At 44.0% G+C, this 20,670-nt stretch carries 14 protein-coding genes; all 14 read left to right on the top strand.

Annotated elements, in window-relative coordinates; all coding sequences use genetic code 11:
• Positions 1-49: 49 nt before the first annotated feature.
• The 14 genes from G636_RS19285 to G636_RS17030 all read left to right on the top strand — a co-directional run bounded on the left by G636_RS19285 (position 50) and on the right by G636_RS17030 (position 20,475).
• Positions 50-1,204, top strand: a complete 1,155-nt coding sequence (locus G636_RS19285; RefSeq protein WP_081668231.1) for a M15 family metallopeptidase — start codon at positions 50-52, stop codon at positions 1,202-1,204.
• A 272-nt stretch (positions 1,205-1,476) separates the two neighbouring features.
• Positions 1,477-2,658: a tRNA guanosine(34) transglycosylase Tgt gene (tgt, locus tag G636_RS0102585; RefSeq protein ID WP_026506748.1), complete on the top strand. Its 1,182-nt coding sequence runs from the start codon at positions 1,477-1,479 to the stop codon at positions 2,656-2,658.
• Between the two features lie 112 nt (positions 2,659-2,770).
• Positions 2,771-3,118 (top strand): preprotein translocase subunit YajC, encoded by a 348-nt coding sequence (yajC, locus tag G636_RS0102580; protein ID WP_242826902.1) that lies wholly within the window; start codon positions 2,771-2,773, stop codon positions 3,116-3,118.
• Positions 3,119-3,552: 434 nt separating this feature from the next.
• Entirely contained in the window at positions 3,553-4,644 is a 1,092-nt protein-coding gene (gene leuB, locus G636_RS0102575; protein ID WP_026506746.1) for a 3-isopropylmalate dehydrogenase, read from the top strand.
• A gap of 96 nt (positions 4,645-4,740) precedes the next feature.
• Positions 4,741-6,414: a dihydroxy-acid dehydratase gene (ilvD, locus tag G636_RS0102570; protein ID WP_026506745.1), complete on the top strand. Its 1,674-nt coding sequence runs from the start codon at positions 4,741-4,743 to the stop codon at positions 6,412-6,414.
• Positions 6,415-6,544: 130 nt separating this feature from the next.
• Positions 6,545-8,227, top strand: a complete 1,683-nt coding sequence (ilvB, locus tag G636_RS0102565) for a biosynthetic-type acetolactate synthase large subunit (RefSeq protein ID WP_026506744.1) — start codon at positions 6,545-6,547, stop codon at positions 8,225-8,227.
• Positions 8,228-8,234: 7 nt separating this feature from the next.
• Entirely contained in the window at positions 8,235-9,722 is a 1,488-nt protein-coding gene (locus G636_RS19280) for a L,D-transpeptidase (RefSeq protein ID WP_026506743.1), read from the top strand.
• Between the two features lie 262 nt (positions 9,723-9,984).
• On the top strand, positions 9,985-11,355 hold the full coding sequence (locus G636_RS0102550; protein WP_026506742.1) for a TrpB-like pyridoxal phosphate-dependent enzyme: 1,371 nt from the start codon (positions 9,985-9,987) through the stop codon (positions 11,353-11,355).
• 1,007 nt (positions 11,356-12,362) lie between these two features.
• Complete coding sequence (gene serC / locus G636_RS0102545) at positions 12,363-13,445, top strand: 3-phosphoserine/phosphohydroxythreonine transaminase (RefSeq protein ID WP_026506741.1); 1,083 nt, start codon at positions 12,363-12,365, stop codon at positions 13,443-13,445.
• Positions 13,446-13,473: 28 nt separating this feature from the next.
• Positions 13,474-14,643, top strand: a complete 1,170-nt coding sequence (locus tag G636_RS0102540) for a phosphoglycerate dehydrogenase (RefSeq protein ID WP_026506740.1) — start codon at positions 13,474-13,476, stop codon at positions 14,641-14,643.
• Between the two features lie 187 nt (positions 14,644-14,830).
• A complete protein-coding gene (locus G636_RS0102535) occupies positions 14,831-16,072 on the top strand; it encodes a DUF1015 domain-containing protein (RefSeq protein WP_026506739.1) in 1,242 nt (413 codons plus the stop codon).
• 381 nt (positions 16,073-16,453) lie between these two features.
• The gene (locus G636_RS0102530) at positions 16,454-18,496 is read left to right on the top strand and encodes a methyl-accepting chemotaxis protein (RefSeq protein ID WP_026506738.1); all 2,043 of its coding nucleotides are present in this window, start codon (positions 16,454-16,456) and stop codon (positions 18,494-18,496) included.
• Positions 18,497-19,016: 520 nt separating this feature from the next.
• Entirely contained in the window at positions 19,017-19,664 is a 648-nt protein-coding gene (locus G636_RS17035) for a PBECR4 domain-containing protein (protein WP_051226416.1), read from the top strand.
• A 103-nt stretch (positions 19,665-19,767) separates the two neighbouring features.
• A complete protein-coding gene (locus tag G636_RS17030; RefSeq protein ID WP_051226415.1) occupies positions 19,768-20,475 on the top strand; it encodes an SGNH/GDSL hydrolase family protein in 708 nt (235 codons plus the stop codon).
• Positions 20,476-20,670 lie beyond the last annotated feature (195 nt).

Raw genomic sequence — 20,670 nt, 5'->3', positions numbered from 1 at the left:
TATAATAATACGAAAGGGTGTAAAAATAATATCTGGGAGCATTTGACTAATGACTAGGCATAATAACGGATTACAGCCTTCTGTTAGAGAACGATGCATTAAACAGATAGGCTTATATGTAAAAAAGCACAAAAAAATGTACTACCCTTGCGTTGCTGCAGTTACTCTGGTAGTTATCGTAACTGCCTTTGCAGACCTTTTTTCAAGGAACAGGAAGCGTCTTCTGGCTATGTCTCTTTCCTGCGCCTTCTTTATTCTTGCCAGTTCCTTTGCATATCCTGACGTCAATCTGGGTATCAGCTTTGATACTGATTCGGTTCGCAGGGATATCGGAGCCCCTATTGAAAATGAGAGAGTTGTTCTGACAGATGACGAAGCCGTCTTAGACGCCGTATATGATATTAGTATCAGCATATATGATGAGGTGGCACCTGCTGCAGACATTATTCCTGCGGCAGAGACTAAAGCTTCTACTGATGAGGTCTATGATGATAACGGAGAACTCCTTGGTGAAGTTGCTGATGCCGACCGTCTGGATATCAGCGATTTTGCAGATGGCATAGATGAGCACGGTGATGATATCGAGGAATCAGAAGTGGATAACTCCGCTGATGAAGTGACCTTTGATCCTGCTGACTGGAAGCTGATCCTGATCAACAAGCAGCATCCCATACCTCAGGGATATGAGTTTAAAGTAGCTTCTGTATCCGGAGGCGGCAAGGTGTGTGATGAGAGGATCGTGGCTCCCTTGAAGGAGATGTTTGACAGTGCCGCTTCCGACGGAGTAGAACTTGTAGTATGTTCGCCCTATCGCAGTAATGCCAGGCAGGAAGTGCTCTTTGACAACAAGGTAGAATCCTATATGGAGCAGGGCTACAATTACATGGATTCCTATTCTCTGGCGTCTCAGGCAGTGACTCTTCCCGGATCATCCGAGCACGAGATAGGCATCGCTCTTGACATCATCAGCAGTAACTACAGTTCTCTGGATGAGGGCTTTGGTGATACAGCTGCCGGTCAGTGGCTGGCCGACAATTCCTATAAATATGGCTTTGTAGTGCGCTATCTTAAGGGCAAGGAACTTGTCACCGGCATTGAATATGAACCCTGGCATATCAGATATGTGGGCATAGCAGCTGCACAGATCATGCATTCAGAGGGCATCTGCCTGGAGGAATTTTGGGACGAATACCTGTACAGATAAATGCAGCATTTTCGGAATTTCCGTTCTTTGAGCTTTAATACAGGCAGCTTTCGGGCCTATGCTATATGATCAGAACATACAGCCGCAGCTTTGGCAGACATATGAGCTACCATAGCTGCGGCTTGTTTCATGGCAGAAGGAAATATGGTATCATATTTTGGGATTGCAGTTGTTTAAAGAAACAAAACAATCCGCAGTATCATTAATAGCATACCTGATTTCTTCAAATAGGTTAAGAATCGGTATGACTTTATAATACGAGGAATTGATTTATGTATAAGATCCTTAAGACGGAAGGAAGGGCCAAGAGGGCTGAACTTCAGACGGTCCACGGCACGATACAGACTCCTGTTTTTATGAATGTGGCAACAGTAGCGGCTATCAAGGGCGGCGTATCTACACAGGACCTGGAGGGTATCAAGAATCAGGTGGTGCTCTGCAACACTTATCATCTCCATCTTCGTCCCGGAGATGAGACTGTATACAGGATGGGCGGACTTCACAAGTTTATGTCCTGTAATAAGCCTATACTCACTGATTCAGGCGGATTTCAGGTCTTTTCACTGGCTCAGAACAGGCGTATCAAGGAAGAGGGTGTGTATTTCCATAGCCACATAGATGGACACAAGCTCTTTATGGGGCCTGAAGAGAGCATGAGGATACAGTCTCACCTTGGTTCTACCATAGCCATGGCTTTTGATGAATGTCCTTCTGCCAGGGCTGACCATGATTATGTAAAGATGAGCGTGGATAGGACAACCAGGTGGCTGATCCGCTGCAAGAATGAGATGGACAGGCTAAATTCACTGCCTTATACCGTCAATCCTCATCAGCTGCTCTTTGGCATCAATCAAGGCGCTATATTTGATGACCTTAGGATAGAGCATGCCAGGAGAATCAGTGAGCTTGAGCTGGACGGATATGCAGTGGGCGGTCTTGCAGTTGGTGAGACCCATGATGAGATGTATCATGTGCTGGAAGAGGTGGTGCCTTACCTTCCTCAGGATAAACCTACCTATCTGATGGGAGTTGGTACTCCTGCCAATATTCTTGAGGGCGTAGAGAGAGGCATAGACTTCTTTGATTGTGTATATCCTTCCAGAAACGGAAGACACGGCCATGTGTATACAAAGCGCGGCAAGATGAATCTCCTTAATGCCAGATATGAGCTGGATAGTAAACCTATAGAAGAGGGCTGCGGTTGTCCTGCCTGCAGGAGATATTCCAGGTCCTATATCAGACATCTGCTAAAATCCGGTGAGATGCTGGGAATGCGCCTGTGTGTAATGCATAATCTCTATTTCTACAATAATCTTATGGAAGAGATCAGGACTGCTCTGGATGAAGGAAGATTTGCACAGTACAAAAAGGATATGCTGGAATCCATGAGAGAGTACGGTGAGGAGCAGCGCGCTCCCGGCGGAGATATCGCCAAAAACTGGAAGAAGGGCTGATAACGGATAATCGTAAAAGTTTTTCTTGTATCCGTCTTTTTAATTGTGTATCATTGATAAGACGGCTATTGCCGTAAGAGATTTTTAAAGAGGAATTTTGGAGGGTATTAAGATGTTATTTTACAACGGAGCTATGGCACTTGATGCAGCAGCAAGTACAGCAGCAGGCTATTCATCCATTCTGATGATTGTAGTAATGCTGGGAGCTATGTATTTCCTGATCCTGCGTCCTCAGCGCAAGCAGGAGAAGGAGAAGACTCAGATGATGGCTTCTCTTGAGATGGGAGATACAGTAAGGACTACAGGCGGCTTTATCGGTACTATCATTGATATCCGTGATGACAAGGTTATCATCGAGTTCGGTAATAACAAGAACTGCCGTATCCCTATGGTAAAAGAGGCTATTGTTGAGGTTGAGAAGCCTCAGGACGCAGTTAAGCCTGAGAGCAGCAAAAAATAATATATAAAATAATCAAGATAACCCATCACCTTTAGGTGGTGGGAATATCTTGATTACGGGTGCGGGGTTATAAGCCCCGTACCCGTAGAACTGCGTCAGCAGTGATTTTATAACGAGCAAAAAGCGAAGCGTTTGCGAGTTTAACCCCGGATTTGTTATTTTGTACCAGTTAAGATGGGGATGACATGGAAGTTTGAGCTTTCCTGTCATCCTCTTTTTTGTAGTAGATTTTTGCATAAAATTCGTATATAAATATTAATGCATTCTTGGATAAAACATCCAAGAATGTATGCAAATAGGCCATTTGAGAGCGGCTAGGGCCGCTGGGCCTATTTGCCAGCAACATGTTCTCACGAAACACGCAGTAAATGCGTGTTTCTGAAGGTACGTCTAATAACATATCAAATCATAAATATTCATGAGGGAGGAATAGTATGAAACTTAATATCACTTGTATACCCGGAGACGGGATAGGTCCTGAGATTGTAAGAGAGGCTAAGAAGGTATTGGATAAAGTGGCTGAGAAATATGGCCATGAAATGGTATTTGAAGATGTACTCATGGGAGGCTGCTCTATTGATAAGTACGGCGAGCCTCTTACCCAGGAGACTATTGATAAAGCAAAGGCTGCAGATGCCGTGCTTATGGGCTCCATAGGCGGCAATACCTCTACATCCCCCTGGTATCAGCTGCCTCCCAATAAGAGACCTGAAGCAGGTCTTCTGGCTATCCGCAAGGCTCTTGGACTCTTTGCCAACCTTCGTCCTGCATATCTTTATCCTGAGCTCAAGGATGCATGCCCTTTAAAGGAAGCCTCTGCTGATAAGGGTTTTGACCTTCTGATCATGAGGGAGCTTACAGGCGGCCTTTATTTTGGCGAGAGAAAGACAGAAGAAGTAAATGGAGAGATGGTAGCAACAGATACACTTTGTTACTCAGAGCACGAGATCAGAAGGATCGCTATCAAGGCTTTTGACGTAGCCATGAAGAGGGGTAAGAAGGTCACATCCGTTGACAAGGCCAATGTCCTTGATTCCTCCAGGCTCTGGAGAAAGGTTGTAAATGAGGTAGCAGCGGACTACCCCGAAGTGACACTGGAGCATATGCTGGTTGATAACTGCGCTATGCAGCTTGTACGCGATCCTTCAGCTTTTGATGTGGTCCTTACAGAGAATATGTTTGGTGATATCCTTTCAGACGAAGCTTCTATGATCACAGGCTCTATTGGAATGCTGCCTTCAGCTTCACTTAATGAGACCAGCTTTGGACTCTATGAGCCCAGTCATGGCAGCGCTCCTGATATCGCAGGCCGGAATATAGCCAATCCCATAGCTACTATTTCATCTGCAGCTATGATGCTCAGATACTCCTTTGATCTGTTAGGGGAAGCAGATGCAATAGATGATGCTATCAGAGCGGTCTTAAGCGAGGGCTACAGGACTACAGACCTTGCAAATGCTGAAACAGACAAGGATAAGATCTGCTCATGCTCTGATATGGGTGATAGAATAGCGGAGCGAATTTAACATCTCCAAGCTGAAAAAGGTTATAATTGTATTGTGTTTTTTGCTCGTAATTAATGGTATTGTTGATGAAATTGTATATTTGGCAGGAGGCAGATTATGAACAGTGATCGCGTTATGAGAGGCCTGCAGCAGGCACCTCACAGAAGTCTTTTTAATGCACTTGGTTTTACAGAGGAGGAGCGCAGAAAGCCTCTGATAGGTATTGTTTCTTCTCAGAGTGATATTATTCCCGGACATATGGAACTGGCCAGGATCGCAGAGGCCGTTAAGATGGGCGTGGCAGAAGCAGGCGGTATGCCTGTAGTAGTACCTGCTATTGCTGTATGCGATGGTATTGCCATGGGACATGTGGGAATGAAGTATTCTCTTGTGACCAGGGATCTTATAGCAGATTCCACAGAGTGTCTTGCCAAGGCTCATGCTTTTGACGCAATGGTCATGATCCCCAACTGTGATAAGAATGTTCCGGGACTTCTCATGGCAGCAGCCAGGGTAAATATCCCTACTATATTTGTATCCGGCGGTCCTATGATGGCCGGACATGTGGATAAGAGGAAGAGATCCCTTTCATCCATGTTTGAGGCAGTGGGTCAGGTTACAGCAGGCTCTATGACTGAAGATAAGCTCTGCGAATATGAGGAAAAGGTATGCCCTACCTGCGGAAGCTGCTCAGGTATGTATACAGCCAACTCCATGAACTGTCTCACTGAAGCTATAGGTATGGCTCTTAGAGGCAATGGTACTATTCCTGAAGTATACAGCGCCAGGATCAGACTGGCCAAGAAGGCCGGCTACAAGATCATGGAGCTTTTGGAGAAGAATATCAGGCCCAGAGATATCCTGACAGCAAAGGCTTTTGAGAATGCACTTGCTGTAGATATGGCTCTTGGCTGTTCTACCAATACCATGCTCCACATTCCTGCTATCGCTCATGAGGCGGGTGTTGAGATCAATATGGAATATGCCAATGAGATATCTGACAGGACTCCTAACCTCTGCCACCTGGCACCTGCAGGTCCTACATATATGGAAGACCTTAATGAGGCTGGTGGTGTATATGCTGTAATGAAGGAGCTGACCAGGAAGGATCTCCTTCATACAGATCTTATGACCTGTACCGGAGCTACTGTGGGTGAGAATCTTGAAGGAGTAGAGAATCTGGATCCCGAAGTTATCCGTCCTATAGACAATCCTTATCTTCCTAATGGCGGTATTGCAGTGCTCAAGGGTAACCTTGCACCCGATACAGGCATAGTTAAGAGATCAGCCGTAGCTCCCGAGATGATGGCACATGAAGGTCCTGCAAGAGTATTTGACTGTGAAGAGGATGCTATAGCAGCTATCCTGGGCGGCAAGATCGTGGCAGGAGACGTAGTAGTCATCAGATACGAAGGCCCTAAGGGCGGCCCCGGAATGAGAGAAATGCTCAATCCTACCTCTGCAATAGCAGGTATGGGACTGGGCTCTACTGTGGCTCTGATCACAGACGGTCGTTTCTCAGGAGCCAGCCGTGGTGCTTCAATAGGACACGTATCTCCCGAAGCTGCAGTAGGCGGACCTATTGCGCTGGTAGAGGAAGGAGATATCATCCAGATAGATATCAATAAGAATACCTTGAATGTCAAGATATCTGATGAGGAGATGGAGAAGAGACGTGCCAACTGGCAGCCTAGAGCTCCCAAGATCACAGATGGTTATCTTGCCAGATATGAGAAGCTGGTAACATCCGGTAATACAGGAGCGATACTGAAGATACCGGGCGAAAACTAAGGAATATACAGTATGAGTGGTTTATGCATCTTGTACAGATTCCATAAGCAGGTGCTTTGGAGCCGCCGGTACTTAATGAATGCGAAGCATTTTGCAATTATCTAATATTTACTGGGTTCGGAGGAGTAATATGTTATTAAACGGTGCTGAAATTGTTATCAAATGTTTGCAGGAGCAGGGGGTAGATACTGTTTTTGGCTACCCCGGAGGGACCATCCTTAATATATATGATGAGCTGTACAAGCACAGCGATGAGATCAGGCATGTCCTGACATCTCATGAACAGGGCGCTGCACATGCTGCTGACGGTTATGCAAGAGCCAGCGGCAAAGTGGGAGTGTGCATGGCCACATCAGGTCCCGGCTCTACTAACCTGGTCACAGGTATTGCTACTGCTTACATGGATTCAGTGCCTGTAGTTGCTATCACCTGTAATGTTAATCTGCCCCTTCTTGGAAAGGACACCTTCCAGGAGGTGGACATCACAGGTGTGACTATGCCTATCACCAAGCACGGCTTCATTGTTAAGGATGTACACAAACTGGCTGATACCATAAGGAGAGCTTTTGATATAGCAAGATCCGGCAGACCCGGCCCTGTTGTAGTGGACATTACCAAGGATGTGACAGCTGCCAAGTGCAATTATGAAAAAGCAGTTATCTCTGAGCCCAAGTCTGCTGATCATTACAATAGTGATGATATCAGAAAGGCAGCTGAGATGATCGGCAAGTCCAAGAGGCCCTATATCTACGTGGGAGGAGGCGCAGTTATCTCAGGTGCCAGTCAGGAGCTTATGGAGTTTGCTCATAGGATAGGCGCGCCTGTATGTGATACCTTGATGGGCAAGGGTGCTTTTGATGGCAGAGATGAGCTCTATACCGGTATGATAGGTATGCATGGTACCAAGACTTCCAATTTTGGTGTGTCAAAGTGCGACCTGCTCATCACCTGCGGAGCCAGGTTCTCAGACAGGGTAACAGGCAATACCAAGGCCTTTGCCAAGAATGCCAAGATCCTGCAGTTTGATATAGATCCTGCTGAGATCAATAAGAATGTGAGGACTGATTTTTCTGTTATTGGTGATCTAAAGCATATTCTGTCAGATCTTAATGAGGTAGTTGTGCCTGCTGCTCATGATGAGTGGCTCGCTGAGATAGCTGAGATGGAGAAAAAGTATCCTGCCAGCTATGACCACGACAAGCTCACCTGCCCCTATTTTATGGAAGAGCTCTATAAGATCACAGATGGAGATGCTGTTATCACTACAGATGTTGGTCAGCATCAGATGTGGGCGGCCCAATATTATAAGTACAAGCAGCCCAGAACTCTCCTGACCAGCGGCGGACTGGGAACCATGGGCTATGGCCTGGGTGCTGTGATAGGAGCCAAGGTGGCTTGTCCTGACAAGGTATGCATCAATATTGCAGGCGATGGCTGCTTTAGGATGAATATGAACGAGTTGGCTACTGCTTCCCGTTATAATATACCCATCATAGAGGTTATTGTTGATAATGAAGTGCTGGGTATGGTCAGACAGTGGCAGAATCTCTTCTATGGACAGCGTTACAGCAGTACTGTACTCACAGATAAGGTTGATTATTGCAAGGTGGCTGAAGGACTGGGATGTAAGGCTATACGCGTGACCAAAAAAGAAGATGTTGCAGCAGCTATCAAGGAAGCTCTTGATACAAATGGACCTGTAGTCATCGACCTTGTGGTTGATAAGGATGACAAAGTATTCCCTATGGTACCTGCAGGAAAGCCTATCAGCGAAGCTTTTGATGAAAAGGATCTGGCAGCCAAGGCCAATTGATTAAATCATGAAGACATTTTTCAGATGGATCGCAGGAATAATAATAACATCAATCATTTCAGCGGCGGCAGTGCTTTTACTGCTCGCCGCCTTTTATAGTAAGAGGTTTGCTCCGGGGACCTGGTATGAGGGGCATTATCTTACAGGTATGACATCAAGAGAGGCAGCAGAGCTCTTAAACGCCGAGTTTACACCTGTAGAGCTTACGGTTACAGCAGGAGACGGCAGGATCTATCATTTGACCGCAGATGAGCTTTCCGGCAGCGGGGATTATTATCCTGCTCTGGAAAGGATGCTGGAGAATCAGAATATCTTTACCGGTATCATGGGAGCCTGGAAGGCTTCAGCTTATGAGATTGCTGCAGACATCAGCGTGGACAGGGAAGCTATAGAAGAAAGTCTTTTGGCTCAGGGCTTTACTGACATCGAGGATTCTGAGCCTTCCTCTGAATTTGTAAATGTCATAGAGGATGGCTGGACTTTGGTGGATAACAGTAAGTCTTTTCCTGTAAAAGACAAGATACTGGATGAGATAACTCTGGCTGCGGCCAGAGGTAAGAGCGAGATAGATCTGGGCTCCATAAGCGGCTGCTATGCAGATGCTGAGCCTACAAAAGCTATGAAGTCTATGCAGGCTACTTATGACAAGATCAGGGCTTTGGAGGACACCGGGATCATTTATGATTTTGGCGAAGACAAGCAGGAGATAGGAGCGGCATTTATCTCGGAATGTCTGGTGACTGAGGAAACCCCTGCATCATTGACAGATGGTGAAGCTAAAGGAGATGGGCTTTTCATCGCGGGGGATAAGACTATTTCTTTTCCTGACGGAGCCATATTGGAGAATGGCTTTTATACGGATGAAGAGGGACATCTCCTCATAAGCTGCCGTAAGATATATGAAGAGCTGACTGCTATGTGCAGCGGTTACAATACCTATAATGAGGGCCACGAATTTAAGACCAGTGACGGCAGGCAGATAGTAGTAAGCTGCGGTACCTACGGCAGCAGAATAGATCTGGACAGTGAATATGACTATCTGGTAGATGCCCTGACCCGTGGTATAAAGGGAGAAAGGGAGCCTGTATATGATAGCAAGGCGCCAATTGCCGGCCCGTCGGATATTACTGATACCTATGTAGAGATCAGTATTGAGAATCAGCACCTCTATTATTATGAAAATGGCGAGCTTATCCTAGATACGGATGTAGTCACCGGCAACAAGGCCAGAAAGAGAGATACACCTACAGGTGCCTTTTACGTATATGGCAAGGCTCGCAACAGATACCTGAAGGGACCTGGCTACATATCTTTTGTGAAATACTGGATGCCTGTATATAAGGGCGTGGGTATCCATGATGCAAGCTGGAGAAAAGAGTTTGGAGGAGATATTTACCAGACAAGCGGTTCTCACGGCTGTATCAACTTGCCTACAGAGATGGCTGCAGAGCTCTACGATCTCATCAGTGTGGGAACTGTAGTGGTGATCTATTAGCTTTTTCTTCTGACATGGACTTTTGTTCAGGACATGCCCAAATACATCCTTGTATTCAGGACATTGAAGTGCATCCATGCACTTCAGGACATGCCCAAATACATCCTTGTATTCAGGACATTTATAATGCTCGCAGATGGCTGGTAAGCTTAATTAATCTATTATGTGAGTTCACAAGCATGCGGGATTGTGCTATTATTTAATAGTTGTTACTTTGCTGCGCTGCAGTACTAATGTGTTATAGGGGAGGTTAAAACGGTTTATGTCAAATATTCCTTACAAGATCTATCTTGAAGAATCAGAAATGCCCAAGCAGTGGTATAACGTTCGCGGAGATATGAAGAAGAAGCCCGCGCCAATCTTGAACCCTGCTACATTACAGCCTGTTACAATTGATGAACTGTCTCACATCTTCTGCAAGGAACTGGCAGAGCAGGAGCTTGATGATCAGAGCAGATACATAGATATTCCCGAAGAGATCAGGAATTTCTATCGTATGTATCGACCTTCACCACTTGTCAGGGCATATTGCCTTGAGGAGAAGCTGGGAACACCTGCTCATATCTATTACAAATTTGAGGGTAATAATACATCAGGAAGTCACAAGCTTAATTCAGCGATAGCTCAGGCATATTATGCCAAGAAGCAGGGACTTAAGGGCGTAACTACTGAAACAGGTGCAGGTCAGTGGGGTACTGCGCTGTCTATGGCATGTTCATATTTTGATCTGGACTGTCAGGTATATATGGTAAAGGTATCTTATGAGCAGAAGCCCTTCAGACGTGAAGTCATGAGGACTTATGGCGCTAAGGTGACTCCTTCTCCTTCTATGGAGACAGAGGTAGGAAGGAAGATCAATGCTGAGTTCCCCGGTACTACAGGAAGCCTGGGCTGTGCAATTTCAGAAGCTGTAGAAGCTGCTACAAGCCAGGAAGGCTACAGATACGTATTGGGTTCTGTGCTTTCTCAGGTACTGCTCCATCAGTCAGTAATAGGTCTTGAGACTAAGGCAGCTCTTGATAAATATGGTATCAAGGCAGATATGATCATTGGCTGCGCCGGCGGCGGTTCCAACCTGGGTGGTCTGATATCTCCTTTTGCAGGTGAGATATTAAGAGGCGAGAATAACTATGAGATAATAGCTGTTGAGCCTGCATCCTGCCCCAGTCTTACAAGAGGTAAGTATGCATACGATTTCTGCGATACAGGTAAGGTTTGTCCTCTTGCCAAGATGTATACTCTCGGAAGCGGATTCATCCCTTCAGCCAATCATGCAGGAGGACTCCGCTATCACGGCATGAGCTCTGTTGTTTCCGAGCTCTATGACCAGGGTATCCTGACGGCCAGAAGCGTAGAGCAGACCTCCGTATTTGAAGCTGCAGAGATGTTTGCCAGAGTGGAAGGTATCCTCCCTGCTCCTGAATCCAGTCATGCTATCCGCGTAGCTATCGATGAAGCACTTAAGTGCAAGGAGACCGGAGAAGAAAAGAATATCGTATTTGGTCTTACCGGTACCGGATATTTTGATATGGTAGCTTATCAGAAGTACAATGATGGAGAGATGAGTGATTATATCCCTTCAGATGCAGATCTTCAGAAATCTCTTGATACTCTTCCTAAGGTTGAGCTTTAAAGATTAAGTCTACGGGAAAAATACACTAATATTGATTTGCGTTTGATTAAGGCGGTTTTGCAAGGGGGATTTTGCAAGGCCGCTTTTTTATAGCCGGTATTTTTAAATAAGGATGACAGTGTTGTACTTCAAAAGCCTTGTGTTCGCAAGTCTTTTGAAGAATGTATGCAAATAGGCCATTTGAGAGCGGCTAGGGCCGCTGGGCCTATTTGCCAGCAACATGTTCTCACGAAACACGCAGTAAATGCGTGTTTCTGAAGCTTCATCTAATAACATATACAATTGTAAAGTATACCTAAAGAGTTACGAATAATGCTTCTTAGGTATAGTATTTCCTGATGCATAGACCTCTGTAAGCGTAAAGTATACCTAAAAAGTTACGAATAAGGCTTCTTAGGTATAAAATATCCTGATGCATTGGGCTACACAAGTGTAAAGTATACCTAAAGAGCTACGAATAAGGCTTTTTAGGTATAAAACATTCTAATGCACAGAGTTTTGCAAGTGTAAAGTATACCTAAGGCGTGCCAAATGAAGCTTCTTAGGTATAAAACCTCCTGATGCACCTGGATATCCAGGTGCAGAATATAAATCGGTTAATGAAGAAGGCTTATCAGATTTATATCTGATAAACATTTTTTGCATATATACTCCGATTTTATTAAAAAAAACTTTGATGTTTGCCTTGAAAATAAATATAAAGTTGGCGATAAGTTATATGAAAAGCAAAGAATAATCAATGAAAAATTACATGATTTTGTGGAATTATTCAAGAATGTAATTGAGAAAACTCTAGGATTATCAAAGAATTCGTGCACGCGTTGATTAATAATAACACATGTAATGGAGTGGGATGATCAAAAAAATATTTTTACAAAAACGCAAAAACTTTTTCTGAAACTATTGACTTTTTTTCTTGCGCGTTTAGAATGAATTTAATGACGCACTTTAACGCGCCAATGCGATGATGAATCAATTATTTTGAAAAGGTATGGAGGATTAGAAAGATGTCCAGAGTTTACAATTTCTCAGCCGGCCCGGCGGTACTACCGGAAGAGGTTCTGCTTGAAGCACAGAAGGAAATGCTTGATTATCACGGAACAGGTATGTCTGTTAATGAGATGAGCCATCGTTCCAAGACCTTTGACAGTATCATTCAGACAGCAGAGCAGGATCTGAGAGATCTCTACAATATCCCGGACAACTATAAGGTCCTCTTTCTTCAGGGTGGCGCCAGCCAGCAGTTTGCAGCTATCCCTATGAACCTGATGAGGAACAAGAAGGCCGGATATGTTATCACAGGTCAGTGGGCCAAGAAGGCTTATCAGGAAGCTAAGCTTTATGGTGAAGCAGTAGAGCTGGCTTCCAGTGCAGACAAGACTTTCTCATATCTGCCTGATTGCTCCGATCTTCCTATCACAGATGATATGGATTATGTATATATCTGCAAGAACAATACTATCTATGGTACTCATTTCAATGAGCTGCCTGATACCAAGGGTAAGGATCTGATCGCAGACGTTTCATCCTGCTTCCTTTCTGAGCCTGAAGATATATCCAAGTACGGTATCATCTACGGCGGTGTTCAGAAGAATGTAGGTCCTGCTGGTCTTGTTATCTCCATTATCCGCGAGGATCTGATCAGAGATGATGTGATGCCTTTCACACCTACAATGCTCAGGTTCAAGACTCAGGCTGATGCAGCTTCACTTTACAATACACCTAACTGCTGGGCTATCTATATCTGCGGTCTGGTATTCAAGTGGCTCAAGGCTCAGGGTGGTCTTACACAGATGCAGAAGAGAAATGAGGAAAAGGCTGCTATCCTCTATGATTTCCTTGATCAGTCATCCATGTTCAAGGGAACAGTAGTAAAGAAGGACAGATCTCTGATGAATGTACCTTTTGTTACTGACTCTGATGAGCTTAATGCCAAGTTCATCAAGGAAGCTGCTGAGAATGGCCTGGTATCCCTCAAGGGTCACAGGAGCGTAGGCGGTATGAGAGCTTCCATCTACAACGCTATGCCCAAGGAAGGCGTACAGGCACTGGTCAACTTCATGGATCAGTTTGAGAAGAACAATAAATAAATCATTCTTTCTGGAAAGGATAAGAGTTATGTACAAGTACAAATGTCTCAACCCTATCGCTAAGATCGGTCTTAATAAATTCAATGAGAACTTTGAAGTTACTGATAATGTGGATGATGCAGAGGGCATCCTGGTCCGCAGTGCTGTTATGAATGACATGGAGTTTTCAGATAAGCTCCTTTGCATCGCAAGAGCAGGTGCAGGTGTTAATAATATTCCTCTGGATCGTTGTGCTGAGAAGGGTATCGTAGTATTCAATACACCCGGTGCAAATGCTAACGGTGTTAAAGAAATGGTGATCGCAGCTATGCTGCTGGCAAGCCGTGATATCATCGGTGGCGTAGAATGGGTTAAGTCCAATGCGGGTGACCCTGATATTGCAAAGCAGGCAGAGAAGGCCAAGAAGAAGTTCGCCGGAACCGAGATCATGGGCAAGAAGCTGGGTATCATCGGTCTTGGAGCTATTGGCGTAAGAGTAGCTAATGCAGCAAAGCAGCTGGGAATGGATGTATATGGTTATGATCCTTACCTTTCTGTAAATGCAGCATGGAATCTGTCTTCTGATGTACATCATGTGACCAATCTGGATGATATTTTCTCCAAGTGTGATATCATCACTGTACATGTACCTGCTATGGAGTCCACTAAGGGCCTTATCGGTCAGGAAGCTATTGCAAAGATGAAGAAGGGTGTTATCATCCTCAACCTTGCAAGAGATGTACTCTGCGATGAAGAGGCTGTTCTTGCAGGCCTGAACTCCGGCAAGATCAGAAAGTATGTAACAGATTTTCCGAACAAGACAACAGCAGGTCATGACAATTGCATCGTAATCCCTCACCTGGGAGCTTCTACAGAGGAGTCTGAGGATAACTGCGCTGTTAATGCTGTTATGGAGATGCAGGATTACCTTGAAAATGGTAATATCAGCAATTCTGTTAACTATCCTAATGTGACAATGGGCGTATGCACCAGACCTCGTATTGCTATCTTCCACAAGAATGTAGCTAACATGATCACCAAGTTTACCAAGGAATTTGGTGATGAGGGCGTCAACATCACAGACATGATGAATAAGTCCAAGAATGATGTTGCTTACACCATGATGGATTTTGAAGAGGATATCCGCGAGGAGACAGTCAAGAAGCTTGAAGCTATTGATGGCGTATTCAGAGTAAGAGTTGTTCGTCAGAGCCTTTGATTAAAACTTTGATGACCGCTTAGGGTGATCTTTACAGAATAATCGTTTGCTTATTTATCTATATTTTTTATCTTCATTTTGTAAAATATGGTATGATCGAGCAGGATCATTTCCGGCATATAATGCTATGCAGGAGGATCCTGCTTGATTCTTTTTCTAAAATATGATGTGACTTGGGGAGGACGAGATGGCTAAGATAAGACCTTTTATGGCATACAGGCCAAAGCCTGAGCTGGTAGAGCAATGTGCTGATCTGCCTTATGATGTATTTGATTCTGCAGAAGCAAGAAAAAGAGTGGAAGAAAATCCCATGTCTTTTCTTGCCATAGACAGACCGGAGACTGCCTTTGAAGAAGGGCATGATATGTATGCGCCTGAAGTATATGAGAAGGCAAGAGAGATATTAGATCAGAGAATAGAAGACGGCACCTATGTATGTGACAGCGTACCCTGTTATTATATCTATCAGCAGACCATGAACGGCAGGACTCAGACAGGTATTGCGGCTTGCGCATCAGTTGATGATTACATGAACTCTGTGATCAAGAAGCACGAGAATACACTGGCAAGAAAGGAAGAGGACCGTATTCGTCATGTGGACGCATGTGATGCTCATACAGGACCTATTTTCCTGGGATACAGATCAAATAATAAGATCAGTAAGATAGTGGATAAGGTCAGGTATGGCAGCTTTCCTGTATATGAATTCAGATCTGCGGACGGTACAGACAATAAGGTCTGGGTATGTGCTGATCAGGGAGATGTTGATGAGATCAGCAGAGCTTTTTCGGAGATAGATTCCATATATATTGCAGATGGACATCACAGATGTGCTTCTGCTGTAAAGGTGGGTCTGGCAAGAAGAGCGCAGGATCCTGAGCCAACAGGGGAAAAGGAATATGACTATTTTCTGGCAGTGCTATTTCCTGAAGATGAGTTGATGATCATGGATTATAACAGGGTAGTAAGAGATCTGGGGGATTATGACAGTGAGGGATTCATAACTGCTCTGTCTGCAAGCTATGAAGTGGAAAAGGTGGTCAGCAGTCCTTTTAAGCCTTCTAAGAAATATGAAACAGGAATGCTCCTGGATGGATCATGGTACAAGCTTACTGCAAGAGATGAGGTCAGATCTGATGATCCTGTGGACGGCCTTGATGTCTCTATCCTGCAGAATGAAGTACTGGACAAGATACTGGGCATCAAAGATCCCAAGACTGATCCAAGAATTGATTTTGTAGGTGGTATCAGAGGCCTTGAAGAGCTGGAGAGAAGATGCAGGCTCGATGGAAGGGTGGCCTTTGCAATGTATCCCACCTCGGTTGAGGAACTTTTTAATGTGGCTGATGCCGGCAGGCTCATGCCCCCCAAATCTACATGGTTTGAGCCGAAGCTTTTATCCGGACTCTTTATCCATAAGCTGAAATAAAAATCTTTTTGCAATGATGACATAACAGTCTCTTTTCCCCTGAAGACAGGGGAGGAGGGACTGTTATTTATTGACCATCTATATAAATGAGGTAGGTGTCAAAAGTTCCTTTTGACACCTTATGACTAACGGATTGTTCCGTTTCTTCGAAACTCTCACAATCCTAAAACATTCGCAAATCCGCACTACGTGCTACTTTGCTCATGTTTTGCGGGTCATAAATTCATATTCGATTTCGAGCAAGCTCGAATCGAAATGACTTTTGACCCTTACGTCATATAAATAATTATTAAAAAACTATTATTTGTATATAGTTTCAATCCGAAATACGGAGAGTGAGTATTAGTAACTTTAAACATGTGAATACGGAGGTTCGGATTGATGAGCAAAGTTGATTCAAAAGATACTAAATCACCAAAAGCTATTAGCGTCAAGTTGTCGTTTCTCTTTGTAGCATTGTTGATCATAACCATTGCTATAGCTGAGTCTGTTACTCTGGGTGTCAGCTATAATATGATGTCCAAGCTGACTCATAAATCCCTTACCAATCAGGTGGGCGAGAAGGCTATTGAGATCAACAAAGAGTTGTCTTCAACCTTCTATTATCTGAATGGTGTTGCTGATGCCATTGAACAAAATGAGTTCAAGGACAGACAGGCGATTGTGGATTATCTTGTAGGAACTATAAACAGATATGAGATGATCCCTACAGGTGCTTATCTTACACTGGAGGATGAGACCTTTATCTATGCTCCTGATCCGGATTTTACCATGGAAAATATTCTGGAAAAGCCGTGGTATCAGCAGTGTATCGGCTTTACCAACAGCTGGTTCTATTTCTATGATGTACCTTATTTCGATACCATTACAGGAGATTTGTGTGCTACAGTGCTCCGTCATATCCATATGAAGGACGGCAGGGATGGCTGCTTTGCAGCAGACCTGATGCTGGCATCATCCCAGGAGAGGCTGAACGAGGACACAGGTTATAAGACCGGCGGTTATATGATGATAACTGAGCAGGGACTGATCCTGTCTTATTCTGCAGATTCTTCATACAATGGCCAGAAGACCGCTGATATCACAGATAATCCTTTCCTTGTTGCTGCAGGAGAATTTGTGGCTTCTGAAGCCGGCAAAGATACGCCTGAAGTATCATCAGTAAAGGTTGGTAAGGTAAATTACTACATGACTTCATATAATATCAGTGGAACTGACTGGAGAGTGGTTCTCTATGCTGATCAGAATGAGGTTATGGGTAGCTTGACAAGACTGACCATCATCCTGGTTGTGGGACTCCTTATCGCCATTATCATCATCGTCATCATCCTTAACATAGTACTAAAGAAGATCATCAAGGATCCTGTAACTGCCCTAACTGATAACATTGGAAAGATATCCAACGGTGATTTTGCTATCAATATAACTTCTGACGGTAACGATGAGATTGCTTATATGAACAGAGCCATGGGCGAGTTTGTAGAAGGCATGAGATCATCCCTTGGAGAGATCAAGGATGTATCCGGAAGGCTCCAGGATGATGCCAATACCTCCAAGACTACAGCAGAGAGTCTGGAAGATGCGGCTAATAACCAGTCTGTGAGCATGACCCAGATCAGAGAGAACATCGACAATATGGCGAGTGCAGTTAACGAAGTTGCAGAGAATGCAACAGTACTGGCCCAGACAGTTGCTGATGTTACAGAAGATGAGAAGAAGATCGAGAATGCCATGAATGACCTGGTAGTAAAGGCTAATGCAGGTCAGAAGGATATGGCAACAGTCGCAAGCGGAATGAACGATATCGTAAGCTCCATGAACGATATGTCAGAAGCAGTTAATTCAGTTAATGATGCAGCTGATAAGATCAACGAGATCATCGACCTGATCAACTCCATTTCTTCCCAGACCAACCTCCTGTCCCTCAATGCTTCTATCGAAGCTGCAAGAGCAGGTGAGATGGGTAAAGGCTTTGCAGTTGTTGCAAATGAGATCGGAACACTTGCCCAAAACTCTGCAGAAGCTACTAATCAGATTGCAGGCATTATCAAGGATATGTCCGCAAGAGTACAGATGCTCTCAGAAAAATCCGAGTCCAACTCGGTGCTGATCAACAACAGTTCCGAGTCAGTTAATAAGGCTGCAAGCACCTTTGAAGAGATCACCTCTGAGCTGTCCAAGGCCAGTGATATCCTAAGTCAGATGGCCGGTCAGATGGAGACTGTTAACGATGTAGCAGCTAATATGGCTTCCGTATCCGAGGAACAGTCAGCATCCACTCAGGAGATCGCAGAAAATGTTGAGCATGTAACAGAAGCTGCTAAAGGTGTTGCATCCTCATCCGAAAAGGTTGCTCAGGCTGCAAACTCTGTAACAGAGGCAGTAGACACGATCAACGGTAACCTGGATAGGTTTACGATCTGATATACAGGGTCTAAAAGCCCCGGGACTGCAAGCTTGCTTGCATGTCCCGGGGCTTTTTTGACCCGCACGAACATGAGGAAGTAGCCCTTGCGAAGCAAGGAGCGGATTCCGAATGTTCGTAGAATTGCGGGAGCAGCAACGCTGCGGAGCAATTCGTGTATATCACTAAGTGTAAATCAATCAAGATGAGGAAGTAGCCCTTGCGAAGCAAGGAGCGGAATCCGAATGTTCGTGCAACATGACGATTTTTAGATATAATGTACATTGTATTTATTTATGGACCGATATATGATATAGATAAGAAAAGGCTGAAGCCTTGGTGGGTTGACACCTAAAATCTGATACTTTTTCCGGACTTGGGTGCCGGAGGTTGGCAGGCAACGGAAAAACCTGATATTATCCAGACATAGGTGCTGGAGGTTGGCAGACAACGGAAAAATCAACCACTAAATGGGAATGTTAACTGCTGCGGCGATGACATTCCCATTTTAAATTGCAGTAAAGGATTTTTTAGATCTTAATGGACAAGAAAAAGGCAATATCTATTATTACAAAGTCGGCAAAACTATATCACGAAAACCTTGAGGATCAGAAGCTTTTGTTTATTTATGGCGTTCCGGCTGTTATCAACAAGCAGTTATTTCAAAAAGTCAATGTAATAAGCGGGTTGGATTATTATGAGGTAGTCTTTCATAGATCTAATTTTCTACATTTGACAGGCGTGATCTTAAACAGGCAAACAACCAGATCTGCTATAAATTTTTATGAGAAATGTATTGATGGTAGATTATCTGAAAATGATTTTATGCTATCAAGAGATGGCACTACAGATCAGAAATTAGATGTAATATTAAAAATGATGAATATCAAAAAAACAGCTGCAATGATTGGAGATTTTACTGATCGAGGCCCTAAGCTTTATTCGGAGAAGGTTGCAGGTAACATTTGTGCATGTATGGGATTTGTCGCAGATAGCTATACAAAGCAGAATGTCCCCAATACGCTTTTAAAAAAAGATGTAAGAGATGTATCGGTTAAACCACAACAGAAAGTGTTTGCCATTATGAGCAAAAATTATTCTGATGATAAATATACTGTTATTGAAAAGTGTGATAAAAGTATCGAGCTCAGAAGAGTTGAAGGAATACACAACTATGCTGATATTTGAAAACTTCAAATATCATAGTTGAGTAGTCATAAATAGTATTTATATAGGTTTAAATGGTAGTATTATATTTAGTATTCATTATTATATTTTCAAGGGGGCAATTATGGCTGAAGAAATGAAAATGGAAGACTTTCCGGGAAATGATTCCAAGTATCATCTTGAAAACGTTGAGGCGCTGGCAGATAGTCCTTACAAGGGCAAAAGAATATGCTTTCTGGGCTCATCTGTAACCCTGGGTGCCAGGTCTATGGATGTGTCCTTTGCGGATTATATTTCCAAGAGACTTGGCTGCAGCTACGTAAAAGAGGCTGTGAACGGCACTACACTTGCTGATGTGGATGATGAGTCCTATATCAGCAGGATGAAGAGAAATATCAGTAAGGATGAGAAGTTTGACTGTTTTGTATGCCAGCTTTCTACCAATGATGCTGCAAGGGGGCTTGATATTGGCAAGGTGTCAGACTCTAAGGATATTGACAGCTTTGATACCAAGACTATAGCAGGTGCCATTGAATATATCATCGCTTATGCAAAAGAGACATATCATTGTCCTGTTGTATTCTACACAGGGAGCTTCTTTGAGAGCGAGCTCTATTCTCAGATGATAGAGCTGATCGTAGCGATCAGGGATAAGTGGGGCATCCTTCTGGCTGACCTGTGGCATGATGATGAGATGGGTGAGCTGATCCGGAATGATAAGGAGAGCTATGATCTCTATATGGCTGATCCCGTTCATCCTACCCAGGCAGGATACCTGGTTTGGTGGCTTCCCAAGATCGAGCCTGTGATCAAGAGGGCACTGGATCAGTAAAACTCCTATCCGGGATATGCGTATTATAAGCTTGATACGGAAACTGTGATAGCTGATCTGATCTGCTGCTCTTATAGTGGCATATGACGGAAGAATTATAGCGATGCAAAAAGGCTATCGGCATAATGCTCATATATACCTTGTGTTATTTATACAAGCTATACAATGTCACTATAAATATCGAAAAAAGATACC

The sequence above is a fragment of the Butyrivibrio sp. MC2013 genome (assembly GCF_000424585.1).
In the GTDB taxonomy this organism is placed as follows: domain Bacteria; phylum Bacillota; class Clostridia; order Lachnospirales; family Lachnospiraceae; genus Butyrivibrio.
The sequence above is the reverse complement of the archived record's forward strand: the minus strand, read 5'-3'. Positions and strand labels throughout refer to the sequence as shown.